Origin of the sequence: Brevundimonas sp. (assembly GCF_003248455.1) — a bacterium.
Lineage (GTDB): Bacteria > Pseudomonadota > Alphaproteobacteria > Caulobacterales > Caulobacteraceae > Brevundimonas.
Genome location: NZ_QFNM01000025.1, coordinates 40,716 through 60,666 on the forward strand (window position 1 = coordinate 40,716; position 19,951 = coordinate 60,666).

The 19,951-nt window shown below is 66.5% G+C and carries 23 protein-coding genes and 1 other RNA gene; 13 read left to right on the forward strand and 11 right to left on the reverse strand.

All coding sequences use genetic code 11. The features are described 5' to 3' along the window. Window positions 1–28 precede the first annotated feature (28 nt). From DI624_RS10725 to DI624_RS10740, 4 genes are read left to right on the forward strand one after another with little or no spacing between them, the layout of a single operon-like run. The gene (locus DI624_RS10725) at window positions 29–886 is read left to right on the forward strand and encodes a thymidylate synthase (RefSeq protein ID WP_291538341.1); all 858 of its coding nucleotides are present in this window, start codon (window positions 29–31) and stop codon (window positions 884–886) included. Beyond that, window positions 886–1,197, forward strand: a complete 312-nt coding sequence (locus DI624_RS10730; protein WP_291538198.1) for a phosphoribosyl-ATP pyrophosphohydrolase — start codon at window positions 886–888, stop codon at window positions 1,195–1,197. The genes DI624_RS10725 and DI624_RS10730 overlap by 1 nt, the downstream gene beginning before the upstream one ends. Then, window positions 1,194–1,721: a dihydrofolate reductase gene (locus DI624_RS10735; protein WP_291538201.1), complete on the forward strand. Its 528-nt coding sequence runs from the start codon at window positions 1,194–1,196 to the stop codon at window positions 1,719–1,721. Before DI624_RS10730 ends, DI624_RS10735 begins: the two co-directional genes overlap by 4 nt. A gap of 27 nt (window positions 1,722–1,748) precedes the next feature. After that, on the forward strand, window positions 1,749–2,069 hold the full coding sequence (locus DI624_RS10740; protein WP_291538203.1) for a YbjQ family protein: 321 nt from the start codon (window positions 1,749–1,751) through the stop codon (window positions 2,067–2,069). Window positions 2,070–2,104: 35 nt separating this feature from the next. Here the strand turns inward: DI624_RS10740 and DI624_RS10745 are convergent, their stop codons facing one another. Beyond that, window positions 2,105–3,172 carry an Mrp/NBP35 family ATP-binding protein gene (locus tag DI624_RS10745; protein WP_291538205.1) on the reverse strand — a complete coding sequence of 356 codons (1,068 nt, stop codon included), beginning with the start codon at window positions 3,170–3,172 and terminating at the stop codon, window positions 2,105–2,107. Window positions 3,173–3,247: 75 nt separating this feature from the next. Between DI624_RS10745 and miaA the strand changes: the two genes are divergently transcribed. The 3 genes from miaA to DI624_RS10760 all read left to right on the forward strand — a co-directional run bounded on the left by miaA (window position 3,248) and on the right by DI624_RS10760 (window position 5,419). Then, complete coding sequence (gene miaA / locus DI624_RS10750; RefSeq protein ID WP_291538207.1) at window positions 3,248–4,132, forward strand: tRNA (adenosine(37)-N6)-dimethylallyltransferase MiaA; 885 nt, start codon at window positions 3,248–3,250, stop codon at window positions 4,130–4,132. Window positions 4,133–4,509: 377 nt separating this feature from the next. Beyond that, window positions 4,510–4,877, forward strand: a transfer-messenger RNA (tmRNA) gene (gene ssrA, locus DI624_RS10755). Window positions 4,878–4,945: 68 nt separating this feature from the next. Then, window positions 4,946–5,419: an SspB family protein gene (locus DI624_RS10760; protein WP_291538209.1), complete on the forward strand. Its 474-nt coding sequence runs from the start codon at window positions 4,946–4,948 to the stop codon at window positions 5,417–5,419. Between the two features lie 3 nt (window positions 5,420–5,422). Here the strand turns inward: DI624_RS10760 and DI624_RS10765 are convergent, their stop codons facing one another. Beyond that, window positions 5,423–5,794: a RusA family crossover junction endodeoxyribonuclease gene (locus DI624_RS10765; RefSeq protein WP_291538343.1), complete on the reverse strand. Its 372-nt coding sequence runs from the start codon at window positions 5,792–5,794 to the stop codon at window positions 5,423–5,425. 93 nt (window positions 5,795–5,887) lie between these two features. On the opposite strand from DI624_RS10765, the gene fumC reads away from it, so the two are divergent. Next, the gene (gene fumC, locus DI624_RS10770; protein ID WP_291538211.1) at window positions 5,888–7,279 is read left to right on the forward strand and encodes a class II fumarate hydratase; all 1,392 of its coding nucleotides are present in this window, start codon (window positions 5,888–5,890) and stop codon (window positions 7,277–7,279) included. Window positions 7,280–7,364: 85 nt separating this feature from the next. Here fumC and DI624_RS10775 read toward each other — a convergent pair whose 3' ends face one another. Then, a complete protein-coding gene (locus DI624_RS10775) occupies window positions 7,365–7,604 on the reverse strand; it encodes a DUF2171 domain-containing protein (RefSeq protein WP_291538213.1) in 240 nt (79 codons plus the stop codon). 72 nt (window positions 7,605–7,676) lie between these two features. Here DI624_RS10775 and DI624_RS10780 point away from each other — a divergent pair, with 72 nt between their 5' ends. From DI624_RS10780 to DI624_RS10795, 4 genes are all read left to right on the forward strand, one after another. Further along, window positions 7,677–9,014 (forward strand): patatin-like phospholipase family protein, encoded by a 1,338-nt coding sequence (locus DI624_RS10780; RefSeq protein ID WP_291538216.1) that lies wholly within the window; start codon window positions 7,677–7,679, stop codon window positions 9,012–9,014. A gap of 2 nt (window positions 9,015–9,016) precedes the next feature. Beyond that, window positions 9,017–9,208, forward strand: a complete 192-nt coding sequence (locus DI624_RS10785; protein ID WP_291538219.1) for a DUF4169 family protein — start codon at window positions 9,017–9,019, stop codon at window positions 9,206–9,208. A 73-nt stretch (window positions 9,209–9,281) separates the two neighbouring features. After that, the gene (locus tag DI624_RS10790; RefSeq protein ID WP_291538221.1) at window positions 9,282–9,701 is read left to right on the forward strand and encodes a YbaY family lipoprotein; all 420 of its coding nucleotides are present in this window, start codon (window positions 9,282–9,284) and stop codon (window positions 9,699–9,701) included. Further along, window positions 9,698–9,922 (forward strand): ribbon-helix-helix domain-containing protein, encoded by a 225-nt coding sequence (locus DI624_RS10795; protein WP_291538224.1) that lies wholly within the window; start codon window positions 9,698–9,700, stop codon window positions 9,920–9,922. Before DI624_RS10790 ends, DI624_RS10795 begins: the two co-directional genes overlap by 4 nt. Window positions 9,923–9,963: 41 nt before the next feature. Here the strand turns inward: DI624_RS10795 and DI624_RS10800 are convergent, their stop codons facing one another. After that, window positions 9,964–10,197: a hypothetical protein gene (locus DI624_RS10800; protein ID WP_291538226.1), complete on the reverse strand. Its 234-nt coding sequence runs from the start codon at window positions 10,195–10,197 to the stop codon at window positions 9,964–9,966. Window positions 10,198–10,343: 146 nt separating this feature from the next. Between DI624_RS10800 and DI624_RS10805 the strand changes: the two genes are divergently transcribed. Next, window positions 10,344–12,701, forward strand: a complete 2,358-nt coding sequence (locus tag DI624_RS10805; RefSeq protein WP_291538228.1) for an ATP-dependent helicase — start codon at window positions 10,344–10,346, stop codon at window positions 12,699–12,701. A 5-nt stretch (window positions 12,702–12,706) separates the two neighbouring features. On the opposite strand, the gene DI624_RS10810 is transcribed toward DI624_RS10805, so the two are convergent. From DI624_RS10810 to pdhA, 7 genes are all read right to left on the reverse strand, one after another. Then, a complete protein-coding gene (locus tag DI624_RS10810; protein WP_291538230.1) occupies window positions 12,707–13,873 on the reverse strand; it encodes a low temperature requirement protein A in 1,167 nt (388 codons plus the stop codon). An 82-nt stretch (window positions 13,874–13,955) separates the two neighbouring features. Further along, window positions 13,956–15,314 (reverse strand): dihydrolipoyl dehydrogenase, encoded by a 1,359-nt coding sequence (gene lpdA, locus DI624_RS10815; RefSeq protein ID WP_291538232.1) that lies wholly within the window; start codon window positions 15,312–15,314, stop codon window positions 13,956–13,958. Between the two features lie 2 nt (window positions 15,315–15,316). Beyond that, on the reverse strand, window positions 15,317–15,796 hold the full coding sequence (locus DI624_RS10820) for a glutathione peroxidase (protein ID WP_291538236.1): 480 nt from the start codon (window positions 15,794–15,796) through the stop codon (window positions 15,317–15,319). Window positions 15,797–15,811: 15 nt separating this feature from the next. After that, window positions 15,812–17,110: a pyruvate dehydrogenase complex dihydrolipoamide acetyltransferase gene (locus tag DI624_RS10825; RefSeq protein WP_291538239.1), complete on the reverse strand. Its 1,299-nt coding sequence runs from the start codon at window positions 17,108–17,110 to the stop codon at window positions 15,812–15,814. After that, window positions 17,110–17,427, reverse strand: a complete 318-nt coding sequence (locus DI624_RS10830; RefSeq protein ID WP_291538241.1) for a DUF5076 domain-containing protein — start codon at window positions 17,425–17,427, stop codon at window positions 17,110–17,112. Before DI624_RS10830 ends, DI624_RS10825 begins: the two co-directional genes overlap by 1 nt. Continuing rightward, window positions 17,424–18,812 (reverse strand): pyruvate dehydrogenase complex E1 component subunit beta, encoded by a 1,389-nt coding sequence (locus DI624_RS10835; protein WP_291538242.1) that lies wholly within the window; start codon window positions 18,810–18,812, stop codon window positions 17,424–17,426. The genes DI624_RS10830 and DI624_RS10835 overlap by 4 nt, the downstream gene beginning before the upstream one ends. Before the next feature lie 3 nt (window positions 18,813–18,815). Further along, complete coding sequence (gene pdhA, locus DI624_RS10840; RefSeq protein ID WP_291538244.1) at window positions 18,816–19,844, reverse strand: pyruvate dehydrogenase (acetyl-transferring) E1 component subunit alpha; 1,029 nt, start codon at window positions 19,842–19,844, stop codon at window positions 18,816–18,818. Between the last annotated feature and the right edge of the window lie 107 nt (window positions 19,845–19,951).

The following is a 19,951-nucleotide window of genomic DNA, read 5'->3' on the forward strand; positions in this document are numbered from 1 at the left end:
GAGTCACCTTGAAGCCATGACCGTCCAGATGATCCATGCCACGCTTCGGGCCGACGTCCAGGCCCGCATCGCCGCCGCGCCCGCCGATCATCCCGAGCGGCAGTATCTGGCCCTGCTGCGCGACATCCTGGACAATGGCGTGCGCCGCGACGACCGCACCGGCACCGGCACCCTGGGCGTCTTCGGCCGCCAGATGCGGTTCGACCTGTCCAAGGGCTTTCCGATCCTGACGACCAAGAAGCTGCATCTGCGCTCGATCATCGTCGAACTGCTGTGGTTCCTGCGCGGCGAGACCAACATCCGCTGGCTGAAGGACAACGGCGTCCGCATCTGGGACGAATGGGCCGACGCCGAGGGCGAGCTGGGGCCGGTCTATGGCAAGCAATGGCGGTCGTGGACCGCGCCCGACGGCCGGGTCATCGACCAGATCGAAAGGCTGGTCCACGGGCTGAAGACCAATCCCAACAGCCGCCGCCACATCGTCACCGCCTGGAACCCGGCCGATGTCGACGACATGGCCCTGCCGCCCTGCCACTGCCTGTTCCAGTTCTTCGTCGCGGACGGAAAGCTGAGCTGTCAGCTGTACCAACGCAGCGCCGACGTCTTCCTGGGCGTGCCGTTCAACATCGCCTCCTACGCCCTGCTGACCCTGATGCTGGCCCAGGTGGTCGGGTTGGAGCCGGGCGACTTCGTCCACACCTTCGGCGACGCCCACCTGTATCTGAACCATCTGGAACAGGCCGAGCTTCAGCTGACGCGCGAGCCGCTGGCCCTGCCGACCATGCGGATCGCGCCCAGGACCGACCTGTTCGCCTTCGAGCTGTCGGACTTCGCGCTTGAGGGCTACGAAGCCTGGCCGCACATCAAGGCGGCCGTGGCGGTCTGATGAAGCTTGAGGAATTGCAGGCCGACGTCCTGCGCATCTCCGACATCTATGCGGCCGAGCATGCGATCGACCGGGATCGCGATTGGGCGCTGCTGAAACTTCAGGAGGAGCTTGGCGAACTGACGGCCGAGCATCTGCGCCTGACCGGCCGGGCGCGCGGCGCGCCGGACGCCCGGGCCCTGGGCGACGAGGCGGCGGACGTGCTGGGGATGCTGCTGATCTACTGCGCGCGCTCCGGCGTCGATCTGGAACAGGCGATGCGGCGCAAATGGCTGAAATGGCTGGAGCCGCGCGAAGGAGACGCGGCATGAGCGCGCCCGTCGTCGCCTTGGTCGTGGCGCGCGGGCGCAACGGCGTCATCGGCCGCGACGGCGACCTGCCTTGGCGGCTGCGGTCGGACCTGCAGCGGTTCAAGGCCGTCACCATGGGAAAACCCTGCCTGATGGGGCGCAAGACCTGGGAAAGCCTGCCGTTGAAGCCCCTGCCCGGGCGGCTGAACATCGTGCTGACGCGCGACGAATCCTACGAGGCCGACGGTATGTCCAAGGGCGCCCTGGTCTGCTCCACCCTGGACGAGGCCATCGAGATCGCTCGCGAGACGGCCCAGGACGACGGCGTCGAGGAAATCTGCGTCATCGGCGGCACGGCCGTCTTCGAGGCCGCCCTGCCCCGCGCGCGGCGGCTCTACATCACCGAGGTCGAGGCCGCGCCCGAAGGCGACGCCGTCTTTCCGGCCTTCGACCCGGCCGCCTGGGTCGAGGTGTCGGCCGAACATCACCCGGCCGGAGAGAAGGACGATCACGCCTTCACCTTCCGCGTGCTGGAACGCCTTTAGGACCTGATTCAAACGAGAGCGACGACCATGTATGTGACCACCACCAACGACCTGCCCGGCTTTCGCGTCACCCGCCATATCGGCCTGGTGCGCGGCGTGACGGTGCGCTCGCGCAACGCCATCTCCGACGCCATCGGCGGGGTCCAGTCGATGCTGGGCGGCCGCGTCGGCGCCTATGTCAAACTGGCCGAGGCCGGTCGGCAGGAAGCCTATGACGAACTGGTCAATCACGCCCAGGCCCACGGCGCCAACGCCATCCTGGCCGTGCGCTACGACGCCACAGAAATCATGCCCGGCGTGACCGAGGTTCTGGCCTATGGCACGGCGGTCATCGTCGAACCGACCTGACCGGCCTGCGTTCGAAACCGCCCTAGCCGTTTCTTCTAAAGGCCCAGCCCGGACGCGGCCGCGGCGGCGATGGCGTCGAAGCGTCCGGCGATTTCGCCCGATGGATCGGCGGCCGCCAAGGGCCTTCCCGCATCGCCCGCCTGCCGCAGGGCCGCATCCAGCGGCAGATCGCCGAGGAAGGGAATGGACAGACGCTCGGCCTCGGCCCTGCCGCCGCCGCGTCCGAAGACGTCGCCGCTCATGTTCTCGATCAGCCCGAGGGTCGGCACATTGACCTTCTGGAACAGGGTGTGCGCCCGGCGCGCGTCGGCCAGGGCCGCCTCCTGCGGCGTGGAGACGATCACGGCCCCGTCCAGCGGCGTCTTCTGGATCAGGGTCAGTTGGACGTCGCCCGTGCCCGGCGGCAGGTCGACGACCAGCACGTCCAGCGGCGCCTCGGCCGCGCCCCAGCGGGTCTGGCTCAACATCTGGGTGATGGCCTGGGACGCCATCGGACCGCGCCAGATCATGGCGTCGTCCATCCTGGTGAGCAGCCCCACCGACATGGCTTTCAGCCCGTGGGCCACATGGGGCGTGATCGCGCCGTCCTCGTAGGCCGGCTGGCCGGCGATCCCCAGCATCGTGGGCAGGGACGGTCCATAGACATCGGCGTCCAGCACCCCGACCGACAGGCCGCGCCTGGACAGCGCAACGGCCAGGTTGACGGCGACGGTCGACTTGCCGACCCCGCCCTTGCCGCTGGCCACGGCCAGGACGCGGCGCACATGGGCGGGACGGTCGGTCGGGACCGGCGCCTTGGGCCGCCCTTGATCGGCGGCGGCCTTGGACAGGGCGGCGGTGCGCGGCGCCGGCGCCGGCGCCGCCTCCGTGGTCAGGATGACCGACACCCGCGCCATGCCGGGAACGGCCTTCAGCGCCGCCTCGGCCGCATCGCGGACGGGGGCGTAGGCGGCGGCGCGGCTGCGGTCGACCTCCAGGGCGAACCCGGCGCGGTCCTCGGCGACGACCAGCCCCTGAACCAGACCTGCGGCGATCAGGCCCTGGCCCGAGAGGGGGTCGATGACGGCGTCCAAGGCGGCGATGACAGCGGCGCGTTCGACCAAGGCGCTCTCCCGGAAGGCTTGCAGGCGACTAGGCGCGCGTTCTATCGCCGTCGCAGCCCCGCCGCGAGCCTCGATTTGTCCAAAGCGCCATCAGTCACCCTGCTCGCCGGCCCGACCGCCTCGGGCAAGTCCGCCCTCGCCCTGAAAATGGCGCGCGAAACCGGGGCGGTGATCGTCAACGCCGACAGCCAGCAACTGTATGCCGACCTGCGAATCCTGACCGCCCGGCCTTCGCCGGAAGACGAGGCCATGGCCGATCATCGGCTCTATGGCGTGGTCGATGCGGCCGAGGCCTGGTCCGTCGGCAAATGGAGCCGGGCCGTCCTGGAGCTGCTGGCCGAACTCCGGGCCCAGGGCCGGCCCGCCGTCCTCGTTGGCGGCACAGGCCTCTATTTCATGGCCCTGACGCGGGGGCTGGCCGACATTCCCGATGTTTCCTTAGAGGTGCGCGAGGCCGTTGAGCGAGACTATGAGACGCGGGGGGAAAACGCCTTCCGCGCCCGTCTGGCCGAGGCCGACCCCGATACGGCGGCCGCGATTGAGCGCGGCGACCGGCAAAGGCTGATCCGCGCCATGAGCGTGCTGACCGCCAGCGGCCGCCCGCTCAGCGCCTGGCGCGCGCAAACCCGCCCGCTGCTGGCCCCCGAGACTTGGAAAGGCGTATTGATCGCGCCCGAACGTCCTATTCTCTATGACAACTGCGATCGACGCGTGGACCAGATGCTGGAAGAAGGCGCCCTGAGCGAGGTCGAAAGATTGCTGGCGCGAGGCCTTGCCTCGTCGCTGCCGGCCATGAAGGCCGTGGGTGTGCGCGAACTGGCGGATTTCCTGAAAGGTCGGATCTCGCGGGAAGCAGCGACGGCCGCGCTGAAACAGGCGACCCGCAACTACGCCAAACGGCAATCGACCTGGTTTCGCAACCAGACGCTGGAATGGAAGCGCATTGCAGACGCGCCGTGATAATCGCACCTTATATTTACTGTTCCGCCCCTCGGACTGATTTCATGTCTCAGTGGACAACCGAATCGCAATTCCCAATGGAGATACCAATGCTCAGTGCGCTTTATTTCGCTTTTGTCGTGACGGCCTCCGTTCAGGAAACGCCCCCTTCGACGCCGTCCGCCATGCCCGCGCCACCCTCAGCTACCCGTGCTGACGCCTCGTCTCAAACCCCGCAGACGCCTGACGTCACTTGTCGGAGAGAGCGTGTCGTTGGTTCCAACCGGCCCGTCAGAGTGTGCAGAACGACAGAGCAGCGCCGCGCAAGTCGGGACGCAGCTCAACGTGACATTCAAGCGCTCGATCAAAACATCCAACGCGATACCTCACCCGAGCAGTAGCTTGCCCTTTACCGACAGGATTTCTATATTGAGCCTGTCCGGTTTCGGCTGGACTATGGCGATAAACGCGCCTGTAATAAGCGGACCGGACCCGGGTGCGATTCCCGGCGGCTCCACCATCTTCTTCCTCGCGTTATCGGCGGAGGCGACATGGGGCCGACTAGCATCGACGGACGTGTAAAGAGGATTGCTTTCGCTCGTCTTGGCCCACCGTATCGGGCCATTTTCTAACTGCGAACGATAACTTCGCTGGAGAAGTCGCTCTCGCCGCGTAATGCGGTTCGGGTGATTTCGAACCTTAAGTCCTAGGGGTTCAGATCCTTGGGCGGGGCCTGTCGGGAGCCTGGCAACAGAATCCCGGCGCTTTACCGTGATGACATCTTTCGTCCGCGTCTCCGCGCCGCTATCAGTCACGCTCTGTTGCGAGGTGACGATGAGCGACCAGACCCCTCCGGTCGATGAGATGCAGTACGAGCGGCTCGCGCACGAGGCTCTTCGCGGGGTCCTGCGCGCGGCGCTTGAACGGGTTTTGGCCGAAGGCCTGCCCGGGGCGCACCATTTCTACATCACCTTCAAGACCCGCGCCGCCGGGGTCAGCGTCGCGCCCGACATCCTGGCGAAATACCCGGACGAGATGACGGTGGTTCTGCAGCACCAGTATGAGGACCTGCGCGTCGAGGCCGATCGCTTTTCGGTCAAGCTGCGCTTCGGCGGCATGCCCAAGAGCCTGGTCATCCCCTATACCGCCGTGACGCGCTTCTATGATCCCAGCGTCCAGTTCCTCCTGCAGTTCGAGGAACCCGAAGTCACGACGCCGGTGGAGGAAGACCCCGAGACGCCGCAGGATCCCTCGCCCGCATCGGACGGCCCCAAGGTCGTTTCGCTGGATCAGTTCCGCAAGAAATAGGCGTCAGTCGCGCGGATAGGAGCGGATCACGATCCGCTCGCGCTCGCCTTCGTGTCGCTCCACCAGCAGCCGGGCGACCTGAGCGTCGTCGTGGAACAGATAGCCCTTGATCGAATCCAAGAGGGCCTTGGCCAGGTTGTCCAGGTCCATCCACGGCGGTTCGCCGACGTGTTCCATGCGGATTTCGACGACATGGTCGCCCCAGGACGGCCGCGCGCCGCGCCACTCCTTGCGCATGAACTCATAGACCAGAGGCTTGTAATATTTGGCCTGGGTGGTCAGGCCGTCGATGACGATCTCGACGGCGTCGCCGTCCTCGCGCGCCCGGACCTTTCCGGTCCCGATCCAGCCGATGGTCACGCCAAGCCCGCTGATGGGGGGATGTTCGCGCTCTTCTTGCCCTGCATGAATGCCGTGCTACACCCCCGCGCAACCCATCGCCACGCTTGACAGACGAGATTTCCGCCTATGAGCAATGTCCGCACCGAAACCGACACATTCGGCCCGATCGAGGTCGCCGCCGATCGCTACTGGGGCGCCCAGGCGCAGCGGTCGCTGGGCAATTTCAAGATCGGCTGGGAGAAACAGCCCCTGCCGGTCGTGCGAGCGCTGGGGATCGTCAAACGGGCGGCCGCAGAGACCAACCGCGACCTGGGCAAGCTGGACCCCGTCCTGGCCGACGCCATCATCAAGGCCGCCAACGAGGTCATCGAGGGCAAGCTGAACGACCACTTCCCGCTGGTCGTCTGGCAGACCGGCTCGGGGACCCAGTCGAACATGAACGCCAACGAAGTGATCTCGAACCGCGCCATCGAGATCCTGGGCGGCGAGATGGGCTCCAAGACGCCGGTCCACCCGAACGACCACGTCAACATGAGCCAGTCGTCCAACGACACCTATCCCACGGCCATGCACGTCGCCTGCGCCGAGCAGGTGGTCAACGACCTGATCCCGGCGCTGAAGCATCTGCACGCCGCCCTTGACGCCAAGTCCAAGGCCTGGGCCCACATCATCAAGATCGGCCGCACCCATACCCAGGACGCCACGCCCCTCACCCTGGGCCAGGAGTTCGGCGGCTATGCTCAGCAGGTGGCCAACGGCATCGAGCGGATCGAACAGACCCTGCCCAAGCTGATGGAACTGGCCCAGGGCGGCACCGCCGTCGGCACCGGCCTGAACGCCCCCATCGGCTTCGCAGAGAAGGTCGCGGCCCAGATCGCCGAGATCACCGGCCTGCCCTTCACCACGGCCCCGAACAAGTTCGAGGCCCTGGCCGCCCACGACGCCATGGTCTTCAGCCACGGCGCGATCAACACCGTCGCCGCCTCGCTGTTCAAGATCGCCAACGACATCCGCTTCCTGGGCTCCGGCCCGCGTTCGGGCCTGGGCGAACTGGCCCTGCCGGAGAACGAGCCCGGCTCGTCGATCATGCCGGGCAAGGTCAATCCGACCCAGTGCGAGGCCCTGACCCAGGTCTGCGTCCAGGTGTTCGGCAACAACGCCGCCCTGACCTTCGCCGGTTCGCAGGGGCATTTCGAACTGAACGTCTACAACCCGGTGATGGCCTACAACTTCCTGCAGTCGGTGCGTCTGGTCGCCGATGCGGCCATCAGCTTCACCGACAACTGCGTCGTCGGCATCGAGGCGCGCGAGGACAATATCGCGCGCGGGCTGAACAACTCCCTGATGCTGGTCACGGCGCTGAACGGCAAGCTGGGTTATGACCTCTGCGCCAAGATCGCCAAGACGGCGCACAGGAACGGCACCACCCTGCGCGAGGAAGCCGTCGGCGGCGGCTATCTGACCGACGCCGAGTTCGACGAGGCGGTGCGTCCCGAAAAGATGATCGCACCGGGCTGACCTCCGGCCCTGGCCCATATGACGAAAGCGCCGACGTCCATCGACATCGGCGCTTTTTCTTCCTCTGAAGCTGTCCGGCTAGACGCTAGTGGGGCTTCTCGGACCAGCGGGCCTTGGCGTCGTCCTGGGTCAGATTCAGGTGAACGTGTTTGTCGTCCACGCTGGCGACCCAGCTGACCGGGATCAGGTGGTGCTTGAACCCGCCGGCGAAATCCAGCTTGGCCAGTTCGATCTGGTCGCCCAGCACGTGATCGACGCGACCGACATGGCCGCCGTCCGAACCGACGACTTCCAGATGTTCCTTGATGAGCGATACGTCGACCATGATGTCTCCAATGCGGTTTGTCGCTGTCCCTGAAAACGTGAGCCCCATCGTCGGGTTTCAAACGGCGCCGCTTTGAACTCCGCGTTTGATCTGGCGGCCATTGCGGCGAGCCTGTATGTGACGGGCGTTCATCTGGATGGAACTGAACGAATGCGGCGAATCGGTTCGGGGCTTTTCGGCATCGTCATGGCCTTGGCGCTGACCGCATGCGGCACGCTGGAGCGGCCGACCGGCCCGCTCAGGATCGCCGACGGCACGCTGATCAAGGCCCAGGACCCCCGCATCCAAAGCAACGACAGCGCGCGCCTGCAAGAATTCACCCAGGAGATCGCCGGGCGCCTTCGGCCCGATCACCCGACCACCATCCTGGCCTTGTCGGGCGGGGGGGCCAACGGGGCGTATGGCGCGGGGCTTCTGACGGGTTGGAGCGAGCGCGGCGATCGCCCGACGTTCGACGTGGTCACAGGCGTCAGCACCGGCGCCCTTGCCGCGCCCTTCGCCTTCCTAGGATCGGACTGGGACGACGAACTGCGCCACGCCTACACCAGCGGCGGAGCCAACAATATCCTGAGCTGGCGCAGCTTCGCCGCCTTCCTGAACCCCAGCGTGTTCTCATCCCAGGTTCTGCGCAAGCTGGTCGACGACAATGTAACGCCCGAATTGTTGCGCGCCGTGGCGCGCGAACACGCCAACGGCCGACGCCTTCTGGTCGCCACGACGAACCTGGACAGCGAACAGACCGTCATCTGGGACATGGGCCTGTTGGCCAGTCAGGGCGACGAGAATGCGCGCGAACTGTTCAAGGAGGTCCTGGTCGCCTCGGCCAGCATCCCGGGCGTCTTTCCGCCCGCCCTGATCGCGGGCCTTCAGGACGACGACAAGGTCGTGCTGGAAATGCACGTGGACGGCGGGGTCAACACGCCGTTCCTGGCCATTCCCGAAGATCTGATGCTGTGGACCCGGCCCAGGGACGAAGGCCGCGTCGGGGCGCTCTACGTCATCGTCAACGGCCAGACCGGGCGCAACGACGGCGTCACGCCGGGGCGTTTGTCGGGCATCCTGTCGCGCACCTACGACAGCATGAGCAAGGCCTCGCTTCGCACCCATCTGGCCATCACCACCGCCTTCGCCCAGCGCAACGGCCTGGACATGTCGCTGTCGGCCATTCCCGATAATGTCGAGGCCTCCAGCCTGAAGTTCGACCAGGAAACCATGTCGGCCATGTTCGAACTGGGTCGCCAGCGCGGACGCGGGCCCGACGCCTGGACCCGCCTCGATCGCAAGCAGGCCGATCAGCCCTTCATCCCCCAGACCCGCGTCGACGAAGCCCAGGTGCCTGCCGTCCTCGCGCCGGCGCCATCGTCCACCGCGTCCGACACGCCGGCCCACACCGACACGCCGAAGCGCTGACCATGGGCGAGATCGTCAATCTGAACCGCGCCCGGAAATCCCGGTCGAAAGCGGACCGCAAGGCCGAGGCCGTCGCCAATCGCCTCGCTCACGGCCGCACCAGGGCCGATAAGCAGGCGGCCCGGCTGGACCAGGCGCGCGAGGCCCGCCTGCTTGACGGCAAGAAACGGGATAGGCCGCAGGGCGACGGCTGAACCGTCGAACCTTGGCCCGCCTCTCACGTCTCGCGCCCAAGTGTGACACACTGGCGCCAAAGAGGAGATCGCCATGCGACACGCCGCCTTCGTTCCGCCCGCCGCCCTGGTCCTGGCCGCTTGCGCCATGCCGGGAGAGACGCCGCCGACCGTGACGGCCGGCACGACGGTCGTGACCGTCACCGCCCTATATCGCGAACGGATCATGCTGCCGCCGGGCCATGTGCTGACCGTTCGGGTCGAGGACGTCAGCTTGGCGGACGCCCAGGCCCGGGTCCTGGCCGAAAGCAGCGAAACCCTGGCGGGCGCCCCGCCCTATGCGGTGACGCTGGGCTTTCCCACAGCCCAGATCGATCCACGTCATACCTACGCCGTCCGCGCCGAGATACGCGATCCGGCGGGCGCCCTGGTCTTCACCACCGACACGCGCCACGCCGTCCTGACCCAGGGCGCGCCCGCCTCGGCCGAGATCGTGCTGAAGTCCGTGCGTTGAACGGTCTGGCCAAACGCTCGGTCGCCTTGGCGGGCCATGCGACATCGGTGGCGCTGGAGCCGGAGTTCTGGGCTGTCCTGGACCGGATCGCGGCGAAGCGGAATCTCAGCAAGGCCGGATTGCTGGCCGAAATCGACGCCGGACGCGGCCGGCGCCCCCTGGCCTCGGCCTGTCGCCTGCTGGCGCTGGACTGGGTGGCGGACAACGGCCGGGTGGTCTGATTGGAGATTCGTCGGCCTACATCCTAGGCTGATGACGACCGTCACCGACAGCCGGACTCCGTACCTTCTCGGCAGCGATCAGACTGCGCGGGCGCCTGCGCCTGCGGCGTCTCCAGGGCGATGAAGGCGTCCGACCTGCGTTCGCCGTCCATCTCCACCAACACGATCCAGATCGCCAGCAGCACGAACATCGCGCCCATGCCCACGGCGAAAGCGATCCAGCCGGAACGGCCGCGCTTCGGTGGACGGTCCGCCGTCCTGTCGGTCTGGGGCATGCCTTGCATCGTGACTGGAACCGGCCGCCGAGCCGGCAGGTTCCGCGTTTCATTTCGGCGTCGGCCCTGACATTGCCTTGCGGTCCCCTTATGTTCCGCGCTCGATTCTGCCAGACATCCTCTGAACCACGGATAGTCCCTCGCCTGTGACCGATCTTCCCGCCCCCCGCATTTCCGACCTCGCCCGCGCCCGCGCGCCCGAGGGGGCCCAAGCGCGCGACTATCTGGCCGGGCTGAACCCCGAACAGCGCGAGGCCGTGGAGACGACCGAGGGGCCGGTCCTGGTGCTGGCCGGCGCGGGAACGGGCAAGACGCGGGTGCTGACCACTCGACTGGCCCACATCCTGGCGACCGGACGCGCCAAACCGTGGGAGCTGCTGGCCGTCACCTTCACCAACAAGGCCGCGCGCGAGATGCGCGAGCGGATCACCCATCTGATCGGCCCGTCGGCCGAGGGCCTTCGCTGGCTGGGCACCTTCCACTCCATCGCCGCCCAGATTCTGCGCCGCCACGCCGAACTGGTCGGCCTGAAATCCACCTTCGCCATCCTGGATGCGGACGACCAGGAACGAGTGCTGAAACAGCTGCTGGAAGCCGCCAATATCGACACGAAACGCTGGACGCCCAAGTCGCTCAACAGCCTGATCGACCATTGGAAGAACCGAGGCTGGACGCCCGAAAAGCTGCCCCCCGGCGAGGACTTCGCCAACGGCAAGGGCCAGGGTCTGTACGCCGCCTACCAGGCGCGGCTGCGCAGCCTGAACGCCTGCGACTTCGGCGACCTTCTGCTGCACAACATCACCATCCTGTCGCAGCACGCGGACTTGGCCGAGGAGTACCGCCGCCGCTTCCGCTACATCCTGGTCGACGAGTATCAGGACACAAACGTCGCCCAGTATCTTTGGCTGAGGCTGCTGACCGCCTCCACCGGCAACGTCTGCTGCGTCGGCGACGACGACCAGTCGATCTATGGCTGGCGCGGCGCGGAAGTGGACAACATCCTGCGTTTCGAGCGCGACTTCCCCGGCGCCAAGATCGTCAAGCTGGAGCGAAACTATCGCTCGACCCGCCACATCCTGGGCGCGGCCTCGGGCCTGATCGCCGCGAACCGCGACCGGCTGGGCAAGACCCTGTGGACCGAGGACGACGGCGGCGACAAGGTCAGGGTGCGCGGCGTCTGGGACGGCGAGGCCGAGGCCCGGCTGATCGCCGACGAGATCGAGACGGCCCGCCGCCCCCACGCCGGCGAACCGGGGCTGAAATACAAGGACATGGCCATTCTGGTCCGCGCCTCCTTCCAGATGCGGGCCTTCGAGGAGCGGCTGGTCATGCTGGCCATCCCCTACGCCGTCATCGGCGGGCCGCGCTTCTTCGAGCGCGCCGAGATCCGCGACGCCCACGCCTATCTACGGCTGATCCTGTCCGAGGACGACGACCTGGCGTTCGAACGCATCGTCAACGTGCCAAAGCGCGGCGTCGGAGCGACCAGCGTTCAGAAAATTCTCCAGATCGCCCGCCAGCACGACATATCCGCCCTGACCGCCGTGCGCGGCCTGATCAACACCGACGAGCTTCAGGCCCGCACCCGCACCGCCCTGTCCAACTTCGTGCGCGACATCGACCGCTGGCGCGCCCTGTCCGCAGACATGCCCCACTGGCAGGTCATGGAGACGGTGTTGGAGGAGAGCGGTTACACCGACATGCAGAAAGCCGACAGAACCTCGGGCCAGACGCGGCTGGAGAACCTGAAGGAACTGACCCAGTCGATGCAGCAGTTCGAGACGCTTCAGGCCTATCTGGAGCACGTCTCCCTGGTCATGGACCTGGAGCGCAACGCCGGTGACGATCCCAATGGCGACGGGGCGGTTCAGATCATGACCCTGCACGGCGCCAAGGGGCTGGAGTTCCCGCTGGTCTTCCTGCCCGGCTGGGAGGAAGGCGTCTTCCCCTCGCAGCGCAGCATCGACGAGAAGGGCGAGAAGGGCCTGGAGGAGGAACGCCGCCTGGCCTACGTCGGCGTCACCCGGGCCAAACAGGACGCGCGGATTTCCTTCGCCGCCAATCGTCTGGTCTACGGCCGCTGGACGTCGCAACTGCCCAGCCGCTTCGTCGACGAACTGCCCATCGCCCACGTCGAACCCCAATCCGACACCGGCTATTACGGCGCCTCGACCGGCATGAAGGAGGCCAAGAGCCGTTGGGACGACGCGCCCTCCTTCGGCAGCGGCTATTCCTCGCCCGGCTGGAAACGCGCCCAGAGTTTCACCGCCGCCCAGACGCCGAACAGAATTCCGGCCCGCAAGGCCGTCATCGAGGGCGATGGCCGCCTGGTCGCCACGGCCGATCCCAAATCCGGTTCAGGCTGGCAAAAAGGCCAGCGCGTCTTTCATCAGAAGTTCGGTTACGGAACCGTGCGCGTGATCGAGGGCAACAAGCTGGTGGTCGAGTTCGAAAAGGCCGGCGAAAAGCGGGTGATCGACAGCTTCGTCGAAAAGGCGGACTGACCGGTTCAGACCGGCGCCGCCGCGCCGCGCAGCCGCCAAGTCTCCCATATGCCGACGGCCATCAGAACCGCCGTCGAGGCGATGCTGAGCGCCAGGGGCGTGGTCCAGGGCAGGGCGAACCATCCTGCCGCCAGCACGGCGCAACCCACCAGCCGCGTCCAGGCCACCTTGCGCCAGATCGCCCAACTGGCCACCGCCGTCCCCCACAGGAACAGGATCGGTCCGCCCAGCAGCGTCAGCGCCGCCGCCGTCGAAACGTGACCGCCAGGATGGGCCAGGACCAGTTCGTCGCTCACCGCCACCACGATGACCCCGGCGATCACCAGAATCGGCGAATAGGTATAGGCGCGGCGCGCGATCCGTCCGGGATCAGATGCGTGCATGATGGCGTGAGAGGCGGACTCGTGCGCCTGGCTGAAGAACAGACGCCACATGGCCACGGTGGACAGGACCGCCGATACGAAGGCGGCCCATACCTCGCCCGACGTCCAGTCCAGCTCGCCGAACGTGGCGCCCGAGATCAACAGGGTCTCGCCCAGACAGATGATGAAGAACAGCCCCACCCGCTCGGCCATGTGGCCGCCCTCGATGTTCCAGTCCTCGGTGCGAGAACGGCCAAGGCCGGGGACGAAGAAATTTAGGGCAGGCGACGCATATTCGACAGCCAGGGCGGCCAGCCAGAACCAAAGCCGGCGTTCCGGCTCGGCCAGGCCGCCCGCGATCCACAATACGCCTGAGGCCGTCAACCAGGTCAGGATGCGCAGGGCGTTGCGACGCAAGCTGGCGTCCTCGCGCATGGCCCAGAGCATGAACGCCGTACGCCCGACCTGAATGCCGACGAAGGCCAGGGCGAAGACGAGCCCGTATTCCTGAAAGGCGTGCGGCAGCGCCGCCGACATCACCAGCCCGACGCCCATCAGTACAAACAATGCGACCTGAACAGCCCCGCGTTCGGGGTCCAGCCAGTTCGTCATCCACGAGGTGAATATCCAGGCCCACCAGACTGCGGCGAGGAGCATGGCCGCCTGAAGCGCGCCCAGGGGCGTCAGGTGCGCCAGAAGACCGTGACTGACCTGGGTGATGGCGAAGACGAAGACCAGGTCGAAGAACAGCTCGACAAAGCCCACGCGGGCGGCTTCGCCCTCCACCCGCTCACGCAACAACGACCGCATCGACGCCCTCCTCGCCACAGTGCGAGGTTAGCGCGACATTCCGCCGCTGTCGTGCCCGATCAACAGCGCAGCCAGACCCGTATCAGAGGTGGATCACCCGCCCATAGGCGTCCAGAGCCGCTTCGTGCATGGCCTCCGACATGGTCGGGTGCGGATAGACGATGCCGTGGATGTCTTCCTCAGTCGCCTCCATGGCGATGGCCGTGACGAAGCCCTGGATCATTTCGGTGACTTCGTGACCCATCATGTGGGCGCCGATCAGGGCGCCGGTCTTGGCGTCGAAGATCACCTTGACGAAGCCGTCCGGCTCGCCCGCCGCCACCGCCTTGCCGTTCACCCGGAACGGGAAGCGGCCGATCTTGACGTCGCGCTTGGCTTCGCGGGCCGCCTGTTCGGTCACGCCGACCGAGGCGACCTGCGGCTGGGCGTAGGTGCAGCCGGCGATGGGCGAATGGACGTTCGGGCTCTTGTAGCCGGCGATGTACTCTGCGGCGTGGATGCCTTCATGGCTGGCCTTGTGCGCCAGCCAGGGCGCGCCGGCGCAGTCGCCGATGGCGAACAGGCCCTTGACGTTGGTCTGGCAGTGGCCGTCGGTCTTGATGTGGCCGCGGTCCAGTTCGACGCCCAGCGCCTCCAGGCCGATGCCGTCGGTGTTGGCGGTGATGCCCACGGCCGAGATGCAGACCTCGGCCTCCAGCGTCTCGGCCTTGCCGCCGATCTCGACATCGACCTTCACGCCGTTCGCGTTCTTTGCGACCTTCGTCACCTTGGCGCCGACCTTGAACTTGATGCCGCGCTTCTCGAACGCCTTCTGCGCGGCCTTGGAGACCTCCTCGTCCTCGACCGGCATGATGCCCTCGACCGCCTCGACGACCGTCACCTCGGCGCCCAGGGCGCGATAGAAGCTGGCGAACTCGATGCCGATGGCGCCCGAGCCGATGACCACGAAGGACTTGGGCAGCGTCTTCGGCGCCAGGGCGTCGCGATAGGCCCAGATCTTGTCCCCGTCGGCCTCCAGGCCGATCTGAGGCAAGGATCGCGCGCGGGCGCCCACCGCCAGCATCACCGACTTGGCCTCGACGGTGCGCGAACCGCCGGCCTTCAGCGCGATGACCACCTTGGGCGCCGCGCCGCCCTTTTCCAGCTTGGCCGAGCCTTCGATCACCTCGATCTTGTTCTTCTTCATCAGGAAGGCGACGCCCTTGTTCATCGTCGCCGCGACGCCGCGCGAGCGCTGGATGATGGCGTCGAAGTCGCTCTCGAACTTCTCGCCCGACTTCAGCAGGGCCTTGGTCGGAATACAGCCCCAGTTCAGACAGATGCCGCCCAGATTCTCGCGCTCGACGATGGCGACCTTCTGGCCCAATTGGCTGGCGCGGATCGCCGCGACATAGCCGCCGGGGCCCGAGCCGATGACGACGAGATCGAATTCTTGGGCCATGATCAGATCAACTTCTCGATGTCGGCCTTTATGGCCTCGGGTTCTGTCTGCGGGGCGTAGCGGGCGACCACCCTGCCCTCGCGGTCGGTCAGGAATTTGGTGAAGTTCCACTTGATGGCCTGGGAGCCCAGGAAGCCGCGCTTCTCTCGGGTCAGCCAGGCGTAGAGCGGATGCCGGTTCGGGCCGTTGACCTCCACCTTGTCGAACAGGGGAAAGGTCACGTCGAAGCTGGTGGCGCAAAAGGCGGCGATCTCCGCCGCCCGGCCGGGCTCCTGATTGCCGAACTGGTTGCACGGAAAGCCCAGAACCTCGAACGGCTGGCCGGCGAAGTCCCGGTGCAGCGTCTCCAGACCCTCGTACTGGCCGGTGAAGCCGCATTTGGACGCGGTGTTGACGATCAACAGCGCCTGACCGCGATAACGGTCAAGCGACACCTCCGTGCCGTCGATGGCGCGGGCGGCAAAGTCATAGACCGAGGTCATGACCCGTCCCGCCCCTTACGCCAGCATCGCGACGGGATCTTCGATCAACGGCTTGAACGCCTGCAGGAAGCGGGCGCCCGTCGCGCCGTCCACCACGCGGTGATCGCAGGTCAGGGTCACGGTCATGACGGTGGCTGGAACGACCTGGCCGTCCTTGACCACGGCGCGCTGCTCGCCGGCGCCCACGCTCATGATGCAACCCTGCGGCTCATTGATGATCGAGGTGAACTGCTTGATGCCGAACATCCCCAGATTGGACACCGAGAAGGTGCCGCCCTGGAACTCTTCCGGCTTCAGCTTGCGGTCGCGGGCGCGCTTGGCCAGGTCCTTGGACTCGGTGGCGATCTGCGCCAGGCCCTTGGTCTCGGCCTTCCTGATGATCGGGGTGATCAGGCCGCCGTCGATCGCCACCGCCATCGAGATGTCGGCGTTGTGGTGCATGGCGATGCCTTCCGGCGTATAGGAGGCGTTCGCCTCGGGCACCGCCCTCAGGGCCAGGGCCGCGGCCTTGATGACGAAGTCGTTGACGGAGACCTTGATCCCCTGCGGCTCCAGCATCTTGTTCACCTTGGCGCGCACGGCCATCAGCTGGTCGATCTCGACATCGATGAACAGCGGGAAGTGCGGCACGTTCTGGACGCTGTCGACCATGCGACGCGCCACGGCCTTCTTCATGCCGTCCAGCGGGATCAGGTCGTAGCTGCCGTCCGGGATCCCCATCTGGGCCAGCGATAGAGCCTTGCGCGGTTCGGCGGCGGCGCCTGCCTCGGCCGTCGCGGGCGGCGTGGACGCAGGTTGGGCGGCGCCCTTGCCGGCGGCCTCGACATCGCGCTTGACGATCCGGCCATGCGGGCCGGTGCCCTTGATAGACTTCAGATCGACGCCGTTCCGCGCCGCGATGCGACGCGCCAGGGGCGAGGCGAAGATGCGTTCGCCGTTGTCCGACCTCGGCGCGGCCGGAGCCGGTGCGGCGGCCTTTGGCGCCTCGACGGCTGCGGCAGGCGCGGCCTGGGGCTTCGGAGACTCCTCGGCCTTGTCGGCAGGCTTGTCCGCAGGCTTGGGCGCGGCTGCGCCGCCTTCGTCCTTCAGCCGGGCGATGGGCGTATTGACCTTCACGCCTTCGGTCCCTTCGGCCACCAGGATGTCGGTGACTTCGCCCTCGTCGACCGCCTCGACCTCCATCGTGGCCTTGTCGGTTTCGATCTCGGCGATCACGTCGCCGGCGGAAACCATGTCGCCCACCTTCACGTGCCATTTGGCCAGCACGCCCTCCTCCATGGTCGGAGACAGGGCCGGCATAAGGATATCGGTCATCAGGCGTTCCCCCCGGTTTTCGTGATCGGCTCGGCGACGGTGCGGACGTCGTTCGCCTTCACCACTTCGGTCAAGCCTTCGAGGATGCGGTGGTAGGCGGCTGTTTCATCGTGGCTGTGACGCACGGCGTAACCATGCGCCATGTGGCGCGCCGCATAGGCCAGCAGACGGCCGAACTGGATCGGATCGTTGAAGGCGGGCTTGACCGCCATCACCGGCTCCTCCTTCGACCACCACATCCGCAGCAGTTCGATGGCCTGGGGATCAGCCGCGACGCTGTCGGGCGTCGTCAGCATGAATTCCGACGCCTCGGTCACGCCATCACCTGCTTCACGGCCGCGATGATCTTGTCGACGCCGGGCAGAGACAGGGCTTCGAGATTGGCGGCGTAGGGCAGCGGCACGTCTTCCTGATGCACCCGCAGCGGCGGAGCGTCCAGATAGTCGAAGGCGTGCTCGATCACGCGGGCCACGACCTCGGCGCCGACGCCCATCGGACCCCAGCCCTCTTCGGCCGAAACCAGACGATTGGTCTTCTTGACGCTTTCGACGACAGTCTCATGGTCCAACGGGCGCAGGGTGCGCAGGTCGATCACCTCGGCCTCGATCCCTTCTTCGGCCAGCTTCTCGGCGGCCTGCAGGGCGAAGCCGACCATGCGGGCGTGGGCGGTGATGGTGACATCCCTGCCCTCGCGGCGGACCTTGGCCTTGCCGATCGGCAGGACATAGTCCTCGACCTCCGGCACGTCGAACTCGGCGCCGTAGAGCATCTCGTGTTCGAGGAAGACGACCGGGTTCGGGTCGCGGATGGCGGCCTTCAACAGGCCCTTGGCGTCGGCCGCGTCATAGGGGGCGATGACCTTCAGGCCGGGCACCTGGGCGTACCAGGCCGAATAGTCCTGGCTATGCTGCGCGCCGACGCGGCTGGCGGCGCCGTTCGGGCCGCGGAAGACGATGTCGGCGCGGATCTGACCACCCGACATATACAGCGTCTTGGCGGCCGAGTTGATGATATGGTCGATGGCCTGCATGGCGAAGTTGAACGTCATGAACTCGACGATCGGCTTCAGGCCCGCCATGGCGGCGCCCACGCCCAGGCCGGCGAAGCCGTGCTCGGTGATCGGCGTGTCGACGACGCGCCGGTCGCCGAACTCCTGCAGCAGGTCGCGGCTGACCTTGTAGGCCCCCTGGTACTGGGCGACTTCCTCGCCGATCAGGAAGACCCGGTCGTCGCGACGCATCTCCTCGGCCATGGCGTCGCGCAGGGCGTCGCGCACGGTCGTCTTGACCAGTTTGGCGTCGGACGGAATTTCCGGGTCGCGCAGTTCGACTTTCGGCGTCGAGGTCTGGGGCGGGGCCTTTTCGGGATCGCCGGTCTTGCCCTCGGCCGTAGCCTTCGTCGTTGAAGTCGCTGCTTTCGCGTCGTCGGAATCGTCGGATTTCGTCGTCGAAATCGCACCCGCGTCGTCGCCCGAAAGACGCGCGATGGGCGTATTGACCTTTACGTTCTCGGCGCCTTCCGGCACCAGGATCTCCAGCACCTCGCCTTCGTCCACGGCCTCGACTTCCATCGTCGCCTTGTCGGTCTCGATCTCGGCGATCACCTGGCCGGCCGACACGGTGTCGCCCGCCTTGATATGCCATTTGGTCAGCGTGCCCTCTTCCATCGTGGGGGACAGCGCCGGCATCAGAATGTCGGTCACGGATCAGGCCTCCACGTAGACGTCTGTATAGAGCTCGGACGGATCGGGTTCCGGGCTCTCTTGGGCGAATTGAACAGCTTCGGCGACGATCGCCTTGATTTCGTTATCGACGGTCTTCAGCTCCTCCTCGGTCGCCTTGGCGGCCGACAGCAGCATCTTCAGGTGATCGATCGGATCGCGGGTCTTCTTGACCTCGTCGACCTCTTCCTTGGTGCGGTATTTCGCGGGGTCGGACATCGAATGGCCGCGGTAACGATAGGTCTTCACCTCCAGGATGAAGGGGCCGCCGCCTTCGCGCGCGCGCTTCACCGCACGGGCCGTCGCGTCGCGCACGGCCAGGACGTCCATCCCGTCCACCTGTTCGCCCGGAATGCCGAAGCTGGCGCCGCGCTGGTACAGTTCCGTCGTCGAGGACGAGCGTTCGATGCTCGTGCCCATCGCATATTGATTGTTTTCGATGATGTAGATGGCCGGCAGCTTCCACAGCTGGGCCATGTTGAAGCTTTCGTACACCTGACCCTGGTTGGCCGCTCCGTCGCCGAAATAGACGAAGGCCACCGAATCGTCGCCGCGATACTTGCCGGCGAAGGCCAGGCCGGTGCCCAGCGCCACCTGGGCGCCGACGATGCCATGTCCACCGTAGAAGCCGGTCGGCACGTCGAACATGTGCATCGACCCGCCCTTGCCCTTGGACGAACCGCCGCTGCGGCCGGTCAGCTCGGCCATGACTTCCTTCGGGTCCATGCCGGCGGCCAGCATATGGCCGTGGTCGCGATAGCCGGTGATGATCTTGTCGTGGCCCGGTTTGACGCTCTCCTGAACGCCGACCGCCACGGCCTCCTGGCCGATGTACAGGTGACAGAAGCCGCCGATCAGGCCCATGCCGTACAGTTGGCCCGCGCGCTCCTCGAAGCGACGGATCAGAACCATTTCGCGATAGAAGCGAAGCAGGTCTTCCTTGGACGCCGTCGGCGCATTGGGCAGTTTGTCAGGCGTTGTCGTCTGAGCGGATTTGGCTGGGGCTTTCGCCATCCGGTATCTCCCGGCTAGGCGCCGAGAAGCGACGCCTTCTTATCGTTACGGAAAGGGGCTTTAGCAGCCTTCCTTCCCGGAACGCAAAGGGGTCCGGGTCGCGCTGT

What these genes read in the sequence shown, in the direction of transcription:
- DI624_RS10800 (WP_291538226.1), bottom strand. Translation starts at nt 10,197, where the DNA reads ATGCCCCAGACCGACAGGACGGCGGACCGTCCACCGAAGCGCGGCCGT.
- DI624_RS10730 (WP_291538198.1), top strand. Translation starts at nt 886, where the DNA reads ATGAAGCTTGAGGAATTGCAGGCCGACGTCCTGCGCATCTCCGACATC.
- DI624_RS10760 (WP_291538209.1), top strand. Translation starts at nt 4,946, where the DNA reads ATGAGCGACCAGACCCCTCCGGTCGATGAGATGCAGTACGAGCGGCTC.
- DI624_RS10820 (WP_291538236.1), bottom strand. Translation starts at nt 15,796, where the DNA reads ATGACCTCGGTCTATGACTTTGCCGCCCGCGCCATCGACGGCACGGAG.
- DI624_RS10810 (WP_291538230.1), bottom strand. Translation starts at nt 13,873, where the DNA reads ATGCGGTCGTTGTTGCGTGAGCGGGTGGAGGGCGAAGCCGCCCGCGTG.
- pdhA (WP_291538244.1), bottom strand. Translation starts at nt 19,844, where the DNA reads ATGGCGAAAGCCCCAGCCAAATCCGCTCAGACGACAACGCCTGACAAA.
- DI624_RS10825 (WP_291538239.1), bottom strand. Translation starts at nt 17,110, where the DNA reads ATGACCGATATCCTTATGCCGGCCCTGTCTCCGACCATGGAGGAGGGC.
- DI624_RS10740 (WP_291538203.1), top strand. Translation starts at nt 1,749, where the DNA reads ATGTATGTGACCACCACCAACGACCTGCCCGGCTTTCGCGTCACCCGC.
- DI624_RS10785 (WP_291538219.1), top strand. Translation starts at nt 9,017, where the DNA reads ATGGGCGAGATCGTCAATCTGAACCGCGCCCGGAAATCCCGGTCGAAA.
- DI624_RS10725 (WP_291538341.1), top strand. Translation starts at nt 29, where the DNA reads ATGATCCATGCCACGCTTCGGGCCGACGTCCAGGCCCGCATCGCCGCC.
- fumC (WP_291538211.1), top strand. Translation starts at nt 5,888, where the DNA reads ATGAGCAATGTCCGCACCGAAACCGACACATTCGGCCCGATCGAGGTC.
- DI624_RS10790 (WP_291538221.1), top strand. Translation starts at nt 9,282, where the DNA reads ATGCGACACGCCGCCTTCGTTCCGCCCGCCGCCCTGGTCCTGGCCGCT.
- DI624_RS10735 (WP_291538201.1), top strand. Translation starts at nt 1,194, where the DNA reads ATGAGCGCGCCCGTCGTCGCCTTGGTCGTGGCGCGCGGGCGCAACGGC.
- DI624_RS10775 (WP_291538213.1), bottom strand. Translation starts at nt 7,604, where the DNA reads ATGGTCGACGTATCGCTCATCAAGGAACATCTGGAAGTCGTCGGTTCG.
- lpdA (WP_291538232.1), bottom strand. Translation starts at nt 15,314, where the DNA reads ATGGCCCAAGAATTCGATCTCGTCGTCATCGGCTCGGGCCCCGGCGGC.